The sequence below is a fragment of the Ruegeria sp. AP7 genome (genome assembly GCF_056539905.1).
This window is the reverse complement of sequence record NZ_JBQFVT010000015.1, coordinates 1-17,720: the sequence shown is the minus strand read 5'-3', so window position 1 is coordinate 17,720 and position 17,720 is coordinate 1. Positions and strand designations below refer to the sequence as shown.

Sequence of the window (17,720 nt, the reverse complement as noted above, 5' to 3'; positions counted from 1 at the left end):
GACCGATGTCCCCCAAAACACTCTATGACAAGATCTGGGATGCCCATGTCGCGCATGAAGCCGATGATGGCACCTGCCTGCTGTATATCGACCGCCATCTGGTTCACGAAGTGACCAGCCCACAGGCGTTCGAAGGTCTGCGCATGGCGGGCCGCAAAGTGCGCGCCCCGGAAAAAACCATCGCCGTGCCGGACCACAACGTTCCGACCACTCCGGACCGCGTGAACGGGATCGAAAACCCGGAATCACGCATTCAGGTCGAGGCACTGGACAAGAACGCCAAGGATTTTGGTATTCACTACTACCCGGTGAATGATGTTCGTCAGGGCATCGTGCACATCGTTGGCCCGGAACAGGGTTGGACCCTACCCGGTATGACCGTTGTCTGCGGCGACAGTCACACGGCGACTCATGGCGCATTCGGCGCTCTGGCCCACGGTATCGGTACGTCTGAGGTTGAGCACGTTCTGGCCACGCAGACCCTGATCCAGAAGAAATCCAAAAACATGAAGGTCGAGATCACCGGCAAATTGCAGCCGGGCGTAACCGCCAAAGACATCACTCTCGCCGTAATTGGCAAGACTGGTACTGCTGGCGGCACCGGATATGTCATCGAATATTGCGGCGAAGCGATCCGCGATCTGTCGATGGAAGGGCGTATGACCGTCTGCAACATGGCGATCGAAGGCGGCGCGCGCGCTGGCCTGATCGCACCGGATGAAACCACCTTTGAATATGTCAAAGGCCGCCCGCATGCCCCCAAAGGTGCACAGTGGGAAGCCGCGATGGACTGGTGGAAAACGCTTTATACCGACGAGGGCGCGCATTTCGACAAAGTCATCACGCTGCGTGGTGAAGATATCGCGCCAGTCGTCACTTGGGGCACCAGCCCCGAGGATGTACTGCCGATCACCGCATCCGTACCGCATCCCGAAGATTTCGAGGGCGGCAAGGTCGACGCGGCCCGCCGTTCGATCGAGTACATGGGTCTGGAAGCCGGTCAAAAGCTGAGCGACGTTGAAATCGACACTGTTTTTATCGGCTCTTGCACCAACGGTCGGATCGAAGACCTGCGCGCTGCGGCGGAAATCCTGAAAGGCAAGAAGATCAAGGACGGCATGCGCGCCATGGTCGTACCAGGCTCGGGCTTGGTGCGTGCACAGGCCGAAGAAGAAGGATTGGCCGAAATCTTCAAAGATGCTGGATTCGAATGGCGTCTGGCGGGATGCTCGATGTGTCTGGCGATGAACCCCGACCAACTACAACCGGGTGAGCGCTGTGCAGCGACTTCGAACCGCAACTTCGAAGGTCGTCAGGGCCGCGGTGGGCGCACCCATCTGCTCAGCCCCGCAATGGCTGCCGCAGCGGCAATCACTGGACGGCTGACAGACGTCCGTGAAATGATGTAAGACTCTCTCATATCTAGATATTTGATGGAGAGACTAACATGAGTGATTGGGTCAAATGGCTACTGCTGGGACTTTTGTCCATAGCATTCGGTGTGTTCGTATTGGGCGCGCCGGTCGTGGCGTCCGTTGCCGTAACAGTAGTAACCGGTGTGTTGCTGCTGATCGCAGGCGGATTGCAGATCGCTGGTGGCTTCACGGTTGAAGGCACTGGCAACAAAATCCTGTCACTCATCATGGGTGCGGTCATGCTGTTCCTGGGCTGGTCCTTTCTGGATCATCCACTACAGGGCACGCTGACACTTGCGACTGTGGTGCTGATCCTGTTCATGGCAGGCGGCATCGCGCGGATCATCCTGTCGTTCCAAATGAAGGGAACACAGTTTTTCTGGCCCACGATGATCTCGGGCATCTTGTCGATCATCCTCGCAGGCATCATCTGGAGCTATGTGGGGCAAGAGCCGCAGGCGTTGCTGAGCATACTGGGGATCTTCCTGGGCATTGAGATGCTGTTCAACGGGTTCGGATTGGTCTTCATGGCGTTCTTCGTCAAGAACGCACCCAAGGACGAAACAACGGAAGCGAAAGAAGCTTAAACGCGGGACATGGGCGCGGCCCTCTTCCGCAGGAGTGTAGAAATGGAAAAGTTCGAAAAAGTCCACGGGGTGGCCGCCCCAATGCCGTTGATCAATATCGACACCGATATGATCATTCCCAAAGTGCACCTGAAGACCATCAAGCGGTCCGGCCTTGGCGTCGTGCTGTTTGACGAGATGCGTTATCACGACCACGGCGGCGAGAACGAAGAGTTCGTGCTGAACAAACCCGCCTATCGCCAAACCGAGATTCTGGTGGCGGGCGACAATTTCGGCTGCGGCTCATCCCGTGAACATGCGCCTTGGGCGATCAAGGATTTCGGCATCAAGGTCGTGATCTCGACCAGTTTCGCCGACATCTTCTTCAACAACTGCTTCAAGAACGGCATCCTGCCCATCGTGGTGGAAGAAGAACATCACGCGATTCTGATGGATGACGCGCATAAGGGCGAGAATGCTCGTATGACCGTGCATCTGGAAGATCAGCAGATCACCACATCAGATGGTGTGGTCATCGAATTCGACATCGACCCACACCGCAAACACTGCCTGCTGAACGGTCTGGACGATATTGGTCTGACGATGGAAAAGGACCATCACATCGACAAGTTCGAGGATCACGCAAGCCAAGCCCGTCCCTGGGTATGATTCTGGGGACGAATCTGTTGATACTCAACCTAACGGGGTCGCAAGCGCGGCCCCGTTCGCATTCTTGGGGTTAAATCGCCCCAATCCACTACATCTAGGTATCATTTTGAGATACACGTCGGATTTGCGTCAAAATTGATGCAATCCCGCACCAGTTGCGCCATCATTTTGCCCGAAACTCAGTGTTTTCTGCTCTCTGACTTGAGCGAATTACCGCTTATCAGCCAAGGTGGCACCTAACAGGTCGCCGCCAGTGAACGAGTGGCGCGCGCAAGTTGGACGACAAGTCGACTTAGAATCGACAGCTCCGGTTTGGAAAGGGTTCGGATTGTGATTGCACGCACGACGGGCGCGGCGATACGTGGATTATTGGTGGCACTAATGGTGCTAACCCCCGCGTTATACCTGCCCACATCGACGTCTAACGGGACTGAGATTATCGTCTTTCTGGCGATCCTTGCGTTTATTCTAACATTCTCTGAATATAATTCGGCCTTCCCCAGCTTTATCGAATTCCGTGACGCCCCGCCGGTAAACAGGTTGCGTTTTGTTGGCCTGATGTCGATGGTCACCTTTTTAACGCTGATCTGTAAGAATGCGTATGCCCCCACGGATCTTACGGGCGTATTCTATTCTATTGGCTTGATGGTCGCGAATGTGGTGGACTTTCCCTATTCGCCTGTTCGGCTCGTGGTTCTTGTGCTTCCCGGAAACGCCAGCGCACCACTTATTGAGCTTGTCAGTATATCAGCCAGCATCGCCTATGTCGCGGCTTTGGTCACCATCGCGAGCTTTGCCTACGCCGTAAAACTCAGAGGATGGCCAACAGGAAATGGCGCGTTCAACGTTTGGACCAATCTGCCTTTGTTTGACCCGACCAAGGGTGGAGATGTTGTTGCCCGATTGCAGCGCGATGGGCGGCTGAACATCGCAATTGGGGCGTTGCTGCCCTTCCTGATCCCTGCCCTGATCAAGCTGATGGCTGCATTCATCACTCCGATAGCGCTCGGCAATCCGCAGACGTTGATCTGGACCCTTTGCGCATGGGCCTTCCTACCGGCCAGCATGATCATGCGAGGCATGGCGACCCTGCGCATTGCCGGCCTGATCGTTGAAAAACGCCGCGCATACTCAACTTCCGAGTCTACTCAAATCGCATGATCCGCCTACTGGTTCTGTTGCTGCTGCCGATTGCGGCACATGCAGAGACGTTGCGCATCGCAAGTTACAATACTGAACTTAGTCGCAAGGGACCTGGCCTGTTACTACGCGACATCCGGCGGGAAGATCCACAGGTTACGGCGGTTATTGAGGTGTTGGTAACAACCCGCCCAGACATCGTTGCACTGCAAGGGCTCGATTGGGATCTGGACGGGCTTGCGCTCGACGCTCTGGTTGATGCACTGGAAGGCCATGGCTTGAATTATCCCAACAGCTATTTCGAGCAACCCAATTCGGGGCTCGAAACCGTTGAAGATCTAGATGGGGACGGAAAAACTGGTGGTCCGGGCGACGCACAGGGATGGGGGCGCTTCACGGGCCAGAGCGGCCTGGCAGTCTTATCCCGCTATCCCATCGCAGCCAGAGAGGTCCAGTCCTATACCGAGATGCTTTGGAACGAACTTCCCGGTGCCCGGTTACCAAAAATAAACGGAAATCCATTTCCCTCGCCTCAGGCACAAGCGATTCAGAGGCTGTCATCCACATCACATTGGGTCGTCCCGATCGACACCCCTGTTGGTCGTATCAATTTGATGACGTTTCACGCCAGCCCCCCTGTCTTTGATGGTCCCGAAGATCGCAACGGGTTACGCAACCGGGATGAAATTCGATTCTGGTCGCTACTGCTGGACGGTAAATTGGGGCCTACTCCTTCAGATCGGTTCGTCATCGCAGGCGATGCCAATCTGGACCCGCACAACGGCGAAGGGCACAAGGCTGCAATCAACGATCTTCTTGCCGACCCTCTGATCCAAGACCCTGTGCCATTGGACCCTGCCGGATCGGCCGCAACAGTTCAGTGGAAAGGAGTAGGCGAAATGAGAGTGGATTACGTATTGCCCTCATCCGATTGGCACGTGCACGATGCAGGTATTTACTGGCCTGAGACCGAAGCCCGAGCTTCGGCAGAAGCAGCAAGCCGTCACCGGCTTGTCTGGGTCGATCTCATCAACCAATAGGCGCCTGCGGTCATGATCGCAAAGCTGCACCGGTTCGTTGCGCCGCATCAGAGACTTTAGGTTTTGGGATCGCATTTCTAAGCGCCTCGTTGGGTTCAGTCAGCGAAAATCCCGGCAGCAATTCGTTAAAGAAACTTCCATCCAGACGATGCGGTGTATCCCATAGGTAGCGCATTTCAAGCAGATGTGGGGCTAGACGCCAGAAGGGGCGGGCCAACTGCAACGGCCACCACGCCATCTGCTTAAGCGCAATGTCTTGCCCAATCATCTGTGACAACATCTGTGCCATTTCATTGCCGGTCAGAGTGTAACCTGCAAAAGGAACATCGCAGAAACGCGGCAGCTCGCCGCGTATGTCTGCCAGGGCCACGGCAGATCGGGTCAGATCGGGCAAGTAGGCCCAAGAGTGCGGGATGTCGGGATTGCCCGGGTACACAAAGCGACCGCGCTGCAAGTGTTTGATCATGATCTGATCGAACCAGTTGCCCGAGGCCGTGGTGTCGATGAAATCTCCTGCGCGCAACATAATTGTCGATACGGATGAAGCGCGATATGCCTCTTCCATTTCGATGCGGATGCGCCCCAGCGGATTGCGTGCAAGATGGGGTGTTTCACTGGACCAAGGTCCAGGCGTATCCGCGCCGAAGACATAAACGTTGCCGGGCACAATCACTGTCAAATCATGTTCAGATGCGACATCTATGACCTGTCGATGCAATTCAGGGACTTGCTTCGCCCAATCGGGATACAGCGGGTTCCAAGCGTTCACGATAACGTCTGCCCCGCGTGCTGCCGAGTGTAGATTGTCGCTGCGTCGATCAAACCGGCGCACGCCCCAACCCGCGTTGGAAAAAGCCTGTGCAGCATTGCGACCAAAGCGGCCACTGGCCCCGAGAATAAGTGCTGTTTGTGACATCGGTCCCTCCATTCAACACCAATCTATTCATTCATCAGTATTTGGAAATTGCCAAAAACCGCAGATTATGTATTCGTTTTTGAATGGCAAATTCTCTTCAACTTTCTGACTGGTCCTTGATCCAAAGTTTTCTCGCTGTTGCGGAAACGGGCTCATTATCCGCGGCCGCGAAGCAACTTGGGCGCAGCCAGCCAACGCTGGGGCGTCAGGTGCATACGTTGGAAGAAGAACTGGGCGTGTCGCTGTTTGAGCGCCACGCGCGTGGGTTGACGCTCAGCGAGGTGGGGCAGCAGGTGCTGCCGATGGCACAGCAGATGTACAGCGCGGTCAATGCGCTTGGTTTGACGGCGGCCGGGCAGGCCCAGCAGCTGGAGGGCTCGGTCAGGATTACCGCCTCGGTCTTTGTCTCGCACCATTTACTGCCACCGATAATCGCCGCGATTCGTCAGGCTGAACCGGCTATTCAGCTTGATCTGGTCGCCTCGGATGCCAGCGAGAATCTATTGTTTCGCGAAGCCGACATCGCCGTGCGCATGTACCGCCCCGAACAAGTCGACATTGTGGCAAAACATATCGGCGAGGTGCCGTTATGTTTCTGCGCCTCACGGTCCTATCTGGACCGCGCAGGACGGCCAGCAACACCGACAGAGTTGATGCAGCACGACCTTGTGGGGTTTGACACCAACGAAGACATCATCACCGCCATGCGGAACAAGGGCTGGCCCGCCAGCCGGGACAGCTTTGCCACGCGCTGCGATAACCAGACGGCTTATTGGGAACTGATCCGCGCAGGATGTGGGATCGGGTTCAGCCAGCTCAGCATCGTGCTGGCTGATCCAGAGGTCGAGGTGTTGGACATTGATGTCGAGATACCGGTGCTGCCGGTCTGGCTGGCCGCCCCTCAGGCGATGCGACAGACCCCGCGCATCCGCAGGGTCTGGGATCTGTTGGCCGAAGGGTTGAAGGCGCGGCTGTAAAGCCGCCTACAGCGCGCCAGTATAGGTGCCGCGCGCAGGATAGTTATTGGCCAAGGTAAATTTCAAACCGCCGACGATGTCGGACATAGTCGGTCGCGCAAAAGGCGTTGTCTGCTGCCAGACGTAATAGAGGGTCTGATCGGGCTTGATATAGAAATGCCCCGGTTCGGCGAATAACGCTGGCTCGGCACTACCTTCACGAGCCACGGAGATATTCAGGCCCCAGACATCCCGCGCATCGGCCATGGACAGGCCGTACCCAACACGCAGCTTCGAGACCCCGGCTTTCTCCACCGTTTCCGCCGCTCGTTCGCCGGAATCCGTGGTGATCATGATCACTTCGACCCCCAGTTCGGCGAAATCACCCAGCGCGGCTTCGACCTCGCCCATCTGGCGAATGCAGATCGGGCAATGCAGGCCTCGATACTGAATCACCAGCGTTCCGTTTTCGCCTGTGTCACGCTCAAGATCAAAGGTGCCATGGCCTACGGTTTCGATTTTTAGCGATGGGGCCGGATTTCCGGGTGTCAGCATGTGGTTTCCTCGTGATTTGACGGGTTCGTCTCATTGACCCGATGCGCCGCAAACGCTAGGGCCTGTGCGACAAAACGCAAGGAGACTGTCGATGTCCAACCCCTCGCTCCTCATCCTGCCCGGAGACGGAATTGGCCCGGAAGTTATGGCCGAAGTGCGCAAAATCATCGATTGGTTCGGTGCCAATCGCGGTCTTCAATTTGACGTGAGCGAGGATCTGGTTGGCGGCGCTGCCTATGACGCACACGGGAAGCCCCTGTCGGATGAGACCATGGCCAAGGCGCAAGAGGTCGATGCCGTTCTGCTGGGTGCTGTTGGTGGCCCTAAGTATGACGATCTGGACTTCAGCCTGAAGCCCGAACGTGGCCTGTTGCGTTTGCGCAAGGAAATGGACCTGTACTCCAACCTGCGTCCCGCTCAGTGCTTCGACGCGCTGGCGGATTTCTCGTCGCTGAAAAAGGATGTGGTCGCTGGCCTCGACATCATGATCGTGCGCGAGCTGACCTCGGGCGTCTATTTCGGCGAGCCGCGCGGCATTTTCGAGGAAGGCAATGAGCGCGTTGGTATCAACACTCAGCGCTACACCGAATCCGAGATCGAACGCGCCGCGCGTTCGGCTTTTGAGCTGGCGATGCGCCGGAACAAGAAACTGTGCTCGATGGAAAAAGCCAATGTAATGGAGTCGGGCATCCTTTGGCGCGAAGTCGTAACCCGCGTGGGCCAAGAATACCCCGAGGTCGAGCTGTCGCATATGTATGCCGACAACGGTGCGATGCAGCTGGTGCGTGCGCCCAAGCAGTTTGACGTGATCGTCACCGACAACCTGTTCGGCGATGTGCTGTCCGATTGCGCCGCGATGCTGACCGGGTCTTTGGGCATGCTGCCGTCCGCCTCACTTGGCGCACCGATGGCCAATGGTCGCCCCAAGGCGATGTACGAACCGGTACATGGATCCGCCCCCGATATCACGGGTCAGGGCAAAGCCAATCCGATCGCGTGTATCCTCAGCTTCGCCATGGCGCTGCGCTACAGCTTCGATCAGGGCGACGAAGCAGGTCGTCTGGAAGCGGCGATCGAAAAGGTTCTGGCCGACGGTGTTCGCACGGCAGATCTGCTGGCAGAAGAAGGTGTTCAGCCAGTATCGACCAGCGAAATGGGTGATGCAATTTTGGCGGCACTCGACGAAAGCGTCTGATCTTACGATCATTCAGACATCAAAGGCGGTGCCCAGCGCACCGCCTTTTTTGCATGTCAATTTCCGAAAATGTTGTTCAGCAGATTGTTGATCGCCTTATCCAAGCCGGTCTGTTTCTTACGGCGCTGTTGCTGAGGCTGAGCAGTTCTGACCGGTGGGTCCGGCTCCAGCATCGGCAATGGCGTTGGCGTCATTCCTTCCGTGACGCGCAACATCGTCTCTTTCCAAATTTCCGCCGGTAGACCGCCGCCCGTCACACCCGACAAAGGCGTATTGTCATCATACCCCATCCAAACACCCGCAACGTAATCGGCTGTGAACCCGATGAACCACGCATCCCGCGCGGCCTGAGTCGTTCCGGTCTTGCCCGCCACCTGCCAGCCTGGCAGTTTTGCGCGCCCACCAGTGCCTTCCGAGACCACGCGCTCCATCATCCAAGTCAGTTGTTTGGCGGCCTTGTCGTTGATGACGCGTTCACCGATGCCGGTTGTCGTGACCATGACGGGATCAGACTCACCCAGCAGCTTCAGTTCAGTCAGTCCATACGGCTCCACCGCTGAACCGCCGTTCAGGATACCGGCATACGCGCCGGTCATCTCGATCAGAGTGCTTTCCGATGCGCCCAGCGCCAGCGCGAGCCCTTCAGCCAAATCACTTGAAAGGCCGAAACCGCTGGCAACGGTGCGGACATTATCAAGCCCAGAAATATCTGCCACTTTGACCGCCGGGATGTTCAATGAATTCTTAAGCGCATCCGCCAATGTCACCCGGCCATAGAACTTGTTGGTATAATTCTTCGGGCACCACTGACCCGACCCTGGGATATCCCAGCAGGTGGGTTCATCCATCACCGTATCCAGCGGTGAATATCCAAGCTCCAACACTGTTGCATAGACAAACGGTTTGAATGACGACCCCGTCTGACGCAGAGCCTGCGTGGCCCGGTTGAACGCGCCTGACACACGGGTCTTGCGCCCGCCGACCATACCGCGCACAGCGCCATCGGCGGACATCACCACAATGGCGGCCTGCGCTTTGGATCCTTCGCGCACTTTTTCCTGGAAAATGAATTTCAGCGCCTCTTCTGCTGAGGTTTGAATGCGTTGATCCAGCGTTGTCCGGATCACCACGTCCTCGGTTGTGTTACGTGTGAAAAACTCAGGACCACTGGCCATGACCCAATCGGCAAAATAGCCACCGGCCCGGGCGGCGGCGGCTTCGGACAACTGCGCCGGACGGCTGCGCGCCTCGCTGGCCTGTGCGCTGCTCAGATAGCCTTGAGCTTCCATTAGCCCAACCACCAACCGTGCCCGGTCCTGCGATCGTTGCAGGTTGTTCGTGGGCGCATAGCGAGAAGGTGCCACCAGAAGCCCCGCCAACATTGCGGCCTCGGCCGGCGACACTTCGGCAGCCGAAATCCCGAAATAGCGCTGGCTGGCGGCTTCGAAGCCGCGCGCACCTGCGCCAAGGAAGGCACGGTTCAGATAGATCGTCAGAATTTCATCCTTGGTGTATTTGACCTCCATCGCGATTGCGTAAACTGCCTCTTTCGCTTTGCGCCAAAGCGAACCCTGACGGCAATCGGCTTCGTATGCGGCCTCTGATTCCCACGCGCTGGGATCATATGGGACACCGAGGCAAAGCAGCTTTGCTGTCTGCTGTGTAATCGTCGATCCGCCGTGACCAGACAACGGACCACGCCCTTCGCTCAGGTTGATGCGTACCGCGCTCGCGACACCGCGCGGGCTGACACCGAAATGGCGGTAGAACCGCTTATCCTCGGTCGCGATCACGGCATTCTTGAGATGCGGCGAAACTGTATCCGCGGTGATCACGCCACCAAACTGATCGCCGCGCCAGGCAAAGACCTTGCCATCACGGTCCAGCAAGGTCACCGAGCCCTTCGCCCGCCCATCTAACAAGGCATCCACATCCGGTAGCGATGTGTAAACGACACCGACGGCCAACGCCAACAGCAAGCCAGCCACCGCACCAATCCGCCATGTGACGCCCCAGAACAGACGCCAGAGCCAACGGAACAGGCGTCGGAAAATGCCGCCTCCTTTGCCGCCGGAACTGCGACGCGTCTTCTTCCGCGCTGTCTTGCGCGGAGCGGTTTTTCGGGCAGCCGACTTCTTACCAGCAGGTTTTGCAGCCCGCTTGGTCGCCACAGGTTTTCGACCTTTGGACGGGTATCTTTTATCCGCGACCAGTCGCGGTTTTCGGCGGTTGGACTCAGTCATGCTCAAACTCTGCCCGGTTATACTTTTGGGGCACCATACCCCGCCGGAACGGCCATGTAGAGGTGTGAAATTCTGGTATTTCCCCTCACTTGTTTGCCCATTTTTTCATCATATAACGCTATTCGTGCAAAAAATGTGCAAATTTGCTGATTATTCCCCCTCATTTCCCCTGTGAGAGCGTTCCTTCAGAGCCTCGAATGCGCATTTTTCTGCAGGTGCAAAATACCCGGCCACCCGGGGTAATAGAGGGGAAAGACGTGAAACTGATCATTGCGACAATCAAACCGTTCAAGCTTGAGGAGGTGCGCGAGGCGCTGACCAATGCAGGCGTGCGCGGCATGATGGTGACTGAGATCAAAGGGTTCGGCTCGCAATCGGGTCACACCGAGATTTATCGCGGCGCAGAATACGCCGTGAATTTCGTACCCAAGATCAAGCTTGAGATCGTGGTGCCCGCCACGATGGCCGACCAGATCATTGAAACCATCACCACCACCGCCAAGACCGGCAAGATCGGCGATGGCAAGATTTTCGTCCTCGATGTCGAGCAAGCCCTGCGCGTGCGGACCGGGGAAACCAACGAAGAGGCGCTTTAAGCGCGCTCACTCACAATCATTCGAGGACTGACAATGAACCTGATGAAATCTCTCATCCCTGCCGCCGCGATTGTCGCGTTGCCGCAGATGGGTCTTGCGCAAGAGGCCGCTACCGGCGAGCCCGCGCAACACACCCAATACATCTTCACCACGCTGCTGTTCCTGATGGGCGGCTTTCTGGTGTTCTTTATGGCCGCAGGCTTTGCCATGCTCGAAGGTGGGCTGGTGCGGTCCAAGAACGTTGCTATGCAGATGACCAAGAACATCGCCCTGTTTTCCATTGCTGCGATCATGTACTGGCTGATCGGCTTTAACCTGATGTACCCCGGTGATGGCTGGACCATTTCAGGCTGGCTGGGTCCTTTCTTCTCGACAACCGTACTTGATCCAGTGGGCGTTGGTGCAGATGCAGCCGCACTTGACTACGCATCGATCGGATCAGATTTCTTCTTCCAACTGGTCTTTGTCGCCGCAACCGCCTCGATCGTGTCAGGAGCAGTCGCTGAACGGATCAAGCTTTGGCCTTTCCTTGCCTTCGTTGTTGTGCTGACCGGCATCATGTACCCGATATCGGGCTCGTGGCAGTGGGGCGGTGGCTGGTTGTCTGAAGCTGGCTTCTCGGACTTCGCTGGTTCGACCATCGTGCACTCGGTCGGTGGCTGGGCAGCTCTGGCAGGTGCCCTCATCCTTGGGCCGCGTATTGGCAAGTACAAGGACGGCAAGGTTCACCCGATGCCCGGTTCGAACCTGGCGCTTGCTACCTTGGGTACCTTCATCCTGTGGCTGGGTTGGTTCGGCTTCAACGGTGGTTCTCAGCTGGCGATGGGCACCGTAGGAGATGTCTCGGACGTGTCGCGCATCTTTGCCAACACCAACATGGCCGCCGCGTCAGGCGCGGTTGCTGCCTTAATCCTAACGCAGCTGCTGTACAAAAAGCCTGACCTTACCATGGTGCTGAACGGCGCGCTGGCCGGTCTGGTTTCGATCACCGCTGAACCCCTGGCCCCAACCCTGTTCGGCGCCCTATGGATCGGTGCCGTTGGTGGTATCATCGTAGTCTTCGCGGTTCCGATGCTGGACAAGTTCAAGATCGACGATGTTGTGGGCGCTATCCCGGTTCACCTGTTCGCCGGCATCTGGGGCACCATCGCCGTGATCTTCTATGGCGAGGCCAGCTTGATTACGCAGCTGACTGGTATCATCGCCTACGGTGTATTCACCTTTGTCGCCGCTCTGATCCTGTGGACCTTACTGAAAGCCACTGTCGGTATCCGCGTCAGCGAAGAAGATGAGATCAACGGTCTCGACATGGCTGAGCTTGGTATGGAGGCCTATCCGGAGTTCTCCAAAGGTTAATAGCCAACCCCATACAAACAAAAAACCCGGGCGTTCGCGCCCGGGTTTTCTCAATTTTGCGATGTTGTTCAGACACCAACATCAATAATCGCCTGAGCCAGAATCGGCACGGTCGTCGCATTCAATCCCGCGATATTCAGACGGCTATCACCAACCATGTAGATACCATGATCCGCGCGCAGCTTTTCAACTAGCTCAGGTGCAGCGCCCAGACGCGAGAACATACCCCGGTGTTGCGCGATAAACCCGAACCGATCCGATCCGCTGAGGCGCTGCAACTCGTCTGCCAGTTGTCGACGCAAGCCCAGCATCGACAAGCGAACTTCTTCCAGCTCGGCGGCCCAATCGGCGCGCAGAGCTTCATCATTCAGGATCGTGGTCACAACGCGCGCGCCATGATCGGGTGGGAAAGAGTAGTTTTGGCGATTCAGAAACGCCAGCGAGGATTGGTTCAACGCAGTCTGAGCCGGATCATCACTGATCGCCATCAGCAGACCGGTACGTTCGCGATAGACGCCAAAATTCTTCGAGCAGGACGCCGCGATGAGGCAGCGTTTCACGGAAGAAGCCACCAAACGCGTCGCCTGCGCATCTTCCTCAAGACCATCGCCAAAGCCTTGATAGGCGATGTCGATCATGGCCACGAGACCGCGTTCGTTGATCAGGTTCACGACTTCCTGCCACTGCACCATGTTCAGGTTGGCGCCCGTTGGGTTGTGGCAACAGCCGTGCAACAGAACCACGTCGCCCGCATTTGCGGTTTTCAGATCTTCGATCATGCCATCGAAATCAACACCACGGGTATCGCTGTCAAAATAGCGGTATTCGGCGGTTTCAATCCCCAGATAACGCAGGATTGACGGATGGTTCGGCCATGTGGGGTTCGACAGGAAGACACGGGCCGACGGATTAGCCATGCGGATCAGTTCAAACGCCTGACGACAAGCCCCGGTTCCGCCGGGGGTCGCCACGGCAGCAATATTGCCACGTGGCACGGCGTCCCCAAGGATCAGCCCGATCATCGCGTCTGCATAAGCCGGATCGCCCGCCAACCCGGTATAGGCCTTGCTTTCTTGCTCTTCGAGAATTCGCTTTTCGGCAGCCTTCACTGCACGCATCACCGGTGTGACACCTTCGGCGTTCTTGTACACACCGACACCCAGATCGATCTTTTGATCACGTGGGTCCTCGCGGTACATCTGCATCAGCGCCAGAATCTTGTCAGCGGGTTGCGGTTTGAGGTTCTCGAACATCAGTTCTCTCCGGTTGCGACGGGCAGGGTCGGGAAGGCACCCCATTCAGCCCAGGAGCCGTCATAAAGCGAGTGGTCTTTCTTGCCCATGCGCTCGAGCGCAAGGCTGAGGATCGCTGCGGTCACGCCCGACCCACAGGACGTGATCGTGGGTTTCGACAGGTCCACACCTGCAGCTTCGAATATTGCACGACAGTCTTCGGGTGACTTCATCGTGCCGTTTTTGTTCAGCAGCATTCCAAATGGCACATTGCGAGAACCGGGGATATGGCCCGAACGCAACCCTTCGCGTGGCTCAGCCTCGGCACCAGCGAAACGAGATGCCGAACGGGCATCGATTATCTCGTGATCATGCAGTTTGGCAGCCGCAGAAACCTGCGTGACATCGCGGATCAGATGGTTCTGCACCCGCACGGTCATGTGACGGTCGCGAATAACCGGAGGCAGGTCCTCAATCTCTCGACCTTCGGCCTGCCATTTGGGCAACCCACCATCCAGAACGGCGATGTTTTCCTGCCCCATCAGACGGAACAGCCACCAGACCCGTGCTGCCGACATCAGACCGGCGCCATCATACACCACTACCTGATGGCCATCACCCACTCCCATTGCCCGCAAGCGCGACATGAATTTCTCGACCGGAGGTGCCATGTGCGGCAGATCCGAACGATGATCGGAAATCTCATCAATATCGAAAAAACGTGCACCGGGAATGTGGCCCGCGTCATACTCTGCCTTGGCGTCGCGGGCTTGCTGCGGCAGGTACCACGACCCATCCAGTATCCTTAGATCAGGATCCTTGATATGAGCGGCAAGCCATTCGGTAGAAACGAGTGTTTTTGGATCGTCCTGCATCAAAGCCTCCCCTAAGCGAGCTTGGGTTTTCCCTATACTCGGCGCGATGCGGGTTCAAGGCTGGATAGCGCTAGCGCTTCGGTAGCATTGGATTTAACCCGCCCGACGCAGGCGAAAGTGCTGAATGATCCCGATCACACTGATGATGATCCAGAAGCCCTCGATCAGCATCGATGCCAGATTGAAGTTCTGCATCAGCGAAAACACGATCAGAACCGAACCGATCAGGTTCACCACCGGAAAGCCCAGATCGTCTGAATTCATCATGCGCATCTGGGTGGCAAAATAGGCTACAACCACAATCAATGCCCCAAAGGAGCCAATCGCATCGACGAATGTCAGGCTGTCAAAGAACGCAGTCACGGTGGTTCGATCCTACTCTAGATTTTCGACCGATTGGGAATAGTGGTGCATGTTCAGGAACGCCGCCCCCTGATCACCAGCGCGGTATCCATGCGGCAAATCAGCAGCGAAGCGCAATCCCTGCCCAGCTTGCAGCGGAATCCATTTGTCCGCGCGCAGAATTTCCAAAACTCCGCTGAGCACAAAGACCTCTTCGGTCACCCCCGCCGCATGGGCTGGCGACTCATGGCTTTGGTTCGGGGACAGCTCAACATGAAATGTCTCGGCTCCCAATGCCGGATCAAAGGGAAAGACAATCTTGACCTCGATACTTCCCGGAAATGTCACGGTGCTGAACACATCGGTATCTGCCGTGTCGCGCATTGCGGCGGTGCCGATCAATGCGCTCAGCGGCAATTGGAAGCCCTTCGCGATCTTCCACAAGGTCGCGATGGTCGGGCTTGATTCGCCGCGCTCGATCTGACCCAACATGGCTTTACTAACCCCGGTCAGTTCGGCCACTTTAGACAGGCTTAACCCCGATGCAGCGCGAACATCCCTTAGTTTCAGCGTTAACTCGTCTGATTCCATATCCAAGCCTTGCGATTTGCCTTGTGCGTTATAACGTACATATGATACGTGCGCTATAACGTACACACCCAATATCGCAGCTTGGGCAATAGGGAAACAGCATCATGCCAATGTACCGATCCAGAACCTCCACCCATGGCCGCAACATGGCCGGCGCCCGTGGCCTATGGCGCGCCACCGGGATGGGCGACGACGATTTCGGCAAACCGATCATCGCCATCGTCAACTCGTTCACTCAATTCGTACCCGGTCACGTCCACCTGAAGGACCTGGGCCAGATGGTCGCGCGCGAGGTTGAGGCCGCAGGCGGCGTGGCTAAAGAGTTCAACACCATCGCGGTGGATGACGGGATCGCCATGGGACATGACGGGATGCTGTATTCCCTGCCCTCGCGCGAGGTGATCGCGGATTCGGTCGAATACATGGTTAACGCCCATTGCGCTGATGCGATGGTCTGCATCTCGAACTGCGACAAGATCACTCCGGGCATGTTGATGGCCGCCATGCGTCTGAACATCCCTGCGATCTTTGTCTCGGGTGGACCGATGGAAGCGGGCAAGATCGACATCGCCGATCTGGACACCAAAAAGATCGACCTTGTCGACGCGATGGTTGCTGCGGCGGATGACAAGTTCACCGACGAACAGGTCCAGCATATCGAAGAAAACGCCTGCCCGACCTGTGGGTCGTGCTCGGGCATGTTCACTGCGAACTCGATGAACTGTCTTGCGGAGGCACTTGGCCTGGCGCTGCCGGGCAATGGCTCGACCCTGGCCACACATGCCGACCGCAAAGAGCTGTTTCTGGAAGCCGGTCGCCGCATCGTCGAAATCACCAAGCGCCACTATGATCTGGACGAGAAAGGCTTCCTGCCGCGTGAAATCGCCACGTTCGACGCGTTCGAGAACGCCATGAGCTTGGATATCGCCATGGGTGGATCGACCAATACGGTGCTTCACTTGCTGGCTATCGCGCACGAAGGTGAAGTGCATTTCACCATGTCCGACATGGACCGTCTGAGTCGCCAGGTGCCGTGTTTGTGCAAAGTCGCGCCCAACATCGAAAACGTGCACATGGAAGACGTTCACCGCGCTGGTGGCATCTTCTCGATCCTGGGTGAACTCAGCCGCGCGGGCCTGCTGCATGAGGATTGTCACACAGTGCATTCGGGCACGATGGGTGAGGCGATTGCCAACTGGGACATCAAAGTCGCCAACAACCCGAAGGCGCAGGAACTGTTCAAGGCCGCGCCCGGAGGCGTGCGCACCACGCAGGCCTTCAGCCAATCAAACCGGTTCAAAGAGCTTGATACCGATCGTGAAGGCGGCGTTATCCGCTCGAAAGAACACGCGTTCAGTCAGGATGGCGGTCTGGCTGTGTTGTTCGGGAACATCGCGCGCGACGGCTGCATCGTGAAAACGGCAGGTGTTGATGAGAATATCCTGAAATTCACCGGCTCTGCTTATGTTTGCGAAAGTCAGGATCAGGCGGTGAACGATATTCTGACCGGTAAGGTCAAAGAGGGGGACGTAGTGGTTATCCGTTACGAAGGCCCACGCGGAGGTCCTGGCATGCAAGAAATGCTGTATCCGACTTCGTACCTGAAATCCAAAGGTCTGGGTAAAGCCTGTGCCTTGCTTACCGATGGGCGTTTCTCGGGTGGAACATCGGGGCTGTCGATCGGCCATGTCTCACCAGAAGCCGCTGAAGGTGGCGAGATCGGTCTGGTACATACTGGCGACAAGATCGAAATAGACATACCCAACCGCACAATTCATTTGGCAGTCTCTGACGAGGAGCTTGCGGCCCGGCGCGAGGTACAGGACGAAAAAGGCTGGCACCCCGCCAACCCACGCAAACGCAAGGTATCAACCGCCCTCAAAGCCTATGCAAAACTGGCTACCAGTGCAGCAAAAGGCGCTGTACGCCAGGTTTGACCTAGTTCAAACGGAAATGCTCCCGCGCCCGCAGCGGAACATCGGTTGCGCCGATAGCCCTTGCGGACTTGGGCCCGGCGCCGCGCCATGCGCGGC

At 57.0% G+C, this 17,720-nt stretch carries 17 protein-coding genes; 10 read left to right on the top strand and 7 right to left on the bottom strand.

The annotated features are described in order from the left end of the window. Positions 1–5: 5 nt before the first annotated feature. From leuC to ACR0KN_RS19570, 5 genes are all read left to right on the top strand, one after another. Positions 6–1,409 carry a 3-isopropylmalate dehydratase large subunit gene (leuC, locus tag ACR0KN_RS19590; RefSeq protein ID WP_170546810.1) on the top strand — a complete coding sequence of 468 codons (1,404 nt, stop codon included), beginning with the start codon at positions 6–8 and terminating at the stop codon, positions 1,407–1,409. A 38-nt stretch (positions 1,410–1,447) separates the two neighbouring features. Beyond that, positions 1,448–2,002: an HdeD family acid-resistance protein gene (locus tag ACR0KN_RS19585; protein ID WP_480655900.1), complete on the top strand. Its 555-nt coding sequence runs from the start codon at positions 1,448–1,450 to the stop codon at positions 2,000–2,002. 42 nt (positions 2,003–2,044) lie between these two features. Then, a complete protein-coding gene (leuD, locus tag ACR0KN_RS19580) occupies positions 2,045–2,650 on the top strand; it encodes a 3-isopropylmalate dehydratase small subunit (protein WP_010438759.1) in 606 nt (201 codons plus the stop codon). A 330-nt stretch (positions 2,651–2,980) separates the two neighbouring features. Next, positions 2,981–3,811, top strand: a complete 831-nt coding sequence (locus ACR0KN_RS19575) for a hypothetical protein (RefSeq protein ID WP_170546816.1) — start codon at positions 2,981–2,983, stop codon at positions 3,809–3,811. Continuing rightward, on the top strand, positions 3,808–4,830 hold the full coding sequence (locus ACR0KN_RS19570; RefSeq protein ID WP_480655898.1) for an endonuclease/exonuclease/phosphatase family protein: 1,023 nt from the start codon (positions 3,808–3,810) through the stop codon (positions 4,828–4,830). Before ACR0KN_RS19575 ends, ACR0KN_RS19570 begins: the two co-directional genes overlap by 4 nt. Before the next feature lie 10 nt (positions 4,831–4,840). Here ACR0KN_RS19570 and ACR0KN_RS19565 read toward each other — a convergent pair whose 3' ends face one another. Next, a complete protein-coding gene (locus ACR0KN_RS19565; RefSeq protein WP_480655896.1) occupies positions 4,841–5,746 on the bottom strand; it encodes a Rossmann-fold NAD(P)-binding domain-containing protein in 906 nt (301 codons plus the stop codon). Positions 5,747–5,829: 83 nt separating this feature from the next. Here ACR0KN_RS19565 and ACR0KN_RS19560 point away from each other — a divergent pair, with 83 nt between their 5' ends. Next, positions 5,830–6,723: a LysR family transcriptional regulator gene (locus ACR0KN_RS19560; RefSeq protein WP_480655894.1), complete on the top strand. Its 894-nt coding sequence runs from the start codon at positions 5,830–5,832 to the stop codon at positions 6,721–6,723. A 6-nt stretch (positions 6,724–6,729) separates the two neighbouring features. Here ACR0KN_RS19560 and ACR0KN_RS19555 read toward each other — a convergent pair whose 3' ends face one another. Beyond that, a complete protein-coding gene (locus ACR0KN_RS19555; RefSeq protein ID WP_480655892.1) occupies positions 6,730–7,257 on the bottom strand; it encodes a redoxin domain-containing protein in 528 nt (175 codons plus the stop codon). 91 nt (positions 7,258–7,348) lie between these two features. Here ACR0KN_RS19555 and leuB point away from each other — a divergent pair, with 91 nt between their 5' ends. Next, positions 7,349–8,452 carry a 3-isopropylmalate dehydrogenase gene (gene leuB / locus ACR0KN_RS19550; protein ID WP_010438745.1) on the top strand — a complete coding sequence of 368 codons (1,104 nt, stop codon included), beginning with the start codon at positions 7,349–7,351 and terminating at the stop codon, positions 8,450–8,452. Positions 8,453–8,508: 56 nt separating this feature from the next. On the opposite strand, the gene ACR0KN_RS19545 is transcribed toward leuB, so the two are convergent. Further along, on the bottom strand, positions 8,509–10,695 hold the full coding sequence (locus ACR0KN_RS19545) for a transglycosylase domain-containing protein (protein WP_480655889.1): 2,187 nt from the start codon (positions 10,693–10,695) through the stop codon (positions 8,509–8,511). A 257-nt stretch (positions 10,696–10,952) separates the two neighbouring features. On the opposite strand from ACR0KN_RS19545, the gene ACR0KN_RS19540 reads away from it, so the two are divergent. Then, positions 10,953–11,291, top strand: coding sequence for a P-II family nitrogen regulator (locus ACR0KN_RS19540; RefSeq protein ID WP_010438740.1), 339 nt, complete (start codon positions 10,953–10,955; stop codon positions 11,289–11,291). A gap of 33 nt (positions 11,292–11,324) precedes the next feature. Beyond that, on the top strand, positions 11,325–12,647 hold the full coding sequence (locus ACR0KN_RS19535) for an ammonium transporter (RefSeq protein ID WP_010438738.1): 1,323 nt from the start codon (positions 11,325–11,327) through the stop codon (positions 12,645–12,647). A 68-nt stretch (positions 12,648–12,715) separates the two neighbouring features. Here ACR0KN_RS19535 and ACR0KN_RS19530 read toward each other — a convergent pair whose 3' ends face one another. From ACR0KN_RS19530 to ACR0KN_RS19515, 4 genes are all read right to left on the bottom strand, one after another. Beyond that, positions 12,716–13,900 carry an amino acid aminotransferase gene (locus ACR0KN_RS19530; protein WP_480655887.1) on the bottom strand — a complete coding sequence of 395 codons (1,185 nt, stop codon included), beginning with the start codon at positions 13,898–13,900 and terminating at the stop codon, positions 12,716–12,718. Next, complete coding sequence (gene sseA, locus ACR0KN_RS19525) at positions 13,900–14,754, bottom strand: 3-mercaptopyruvate sulfurtransferase (RefSeq protein WP_480457668.1); 855 nt, start codon at positions 14,752–14,754, stop codon at positions 13,900–13,902. The genes ACR0KN_RS19530 and sseA overlap by 1 nt, the downstream gene beginning before the upstream one ends. A gap of 93 nt (positions 14,755–14,847) precedes the next feature. After that, a complete protein-coding gene (locus tag ACR0KN_RS19520) occupies positions 14,848–15,117 on the bottom strand; it encodes a CBU_0592 family membrane protein (protein ID WP_170473430.1) in 270 nt (89 codons plus the stop codon). 12 nt (positions 15,118–15,129) lie between these two features. Then, a complete protein-coding gene (locus tag ACR0KN_RS19515; protein WP_170703691.1) occupies positions 15,130–15,687 on the bottom strand; it encodes an XRE family transcriptional regulator in 558 nt (185 codons plus the stop codon). A gap of 104 nt (positions 15,688–15,791) precedes the next feature. On the opposite strand from ACR0KN_RS19515, the gene ilvD reads away from it, so the two are divergent. Beyond that, the gene (gene ilvD, locus ACR0KN_RS19510) at positions 15,792–17,624 is read left to right on the top strand and encodes a dihydroxy-acid dehydratase (RefSeq protein WP_480655883.1); all 1,833 of its coding nucleotides are present in this window, start codon (positions 15,792–15,794) and stop codon (positions 17,622–17,624) included. Positions 17,625–17,720: the final 96 nt, after the last annotated feature.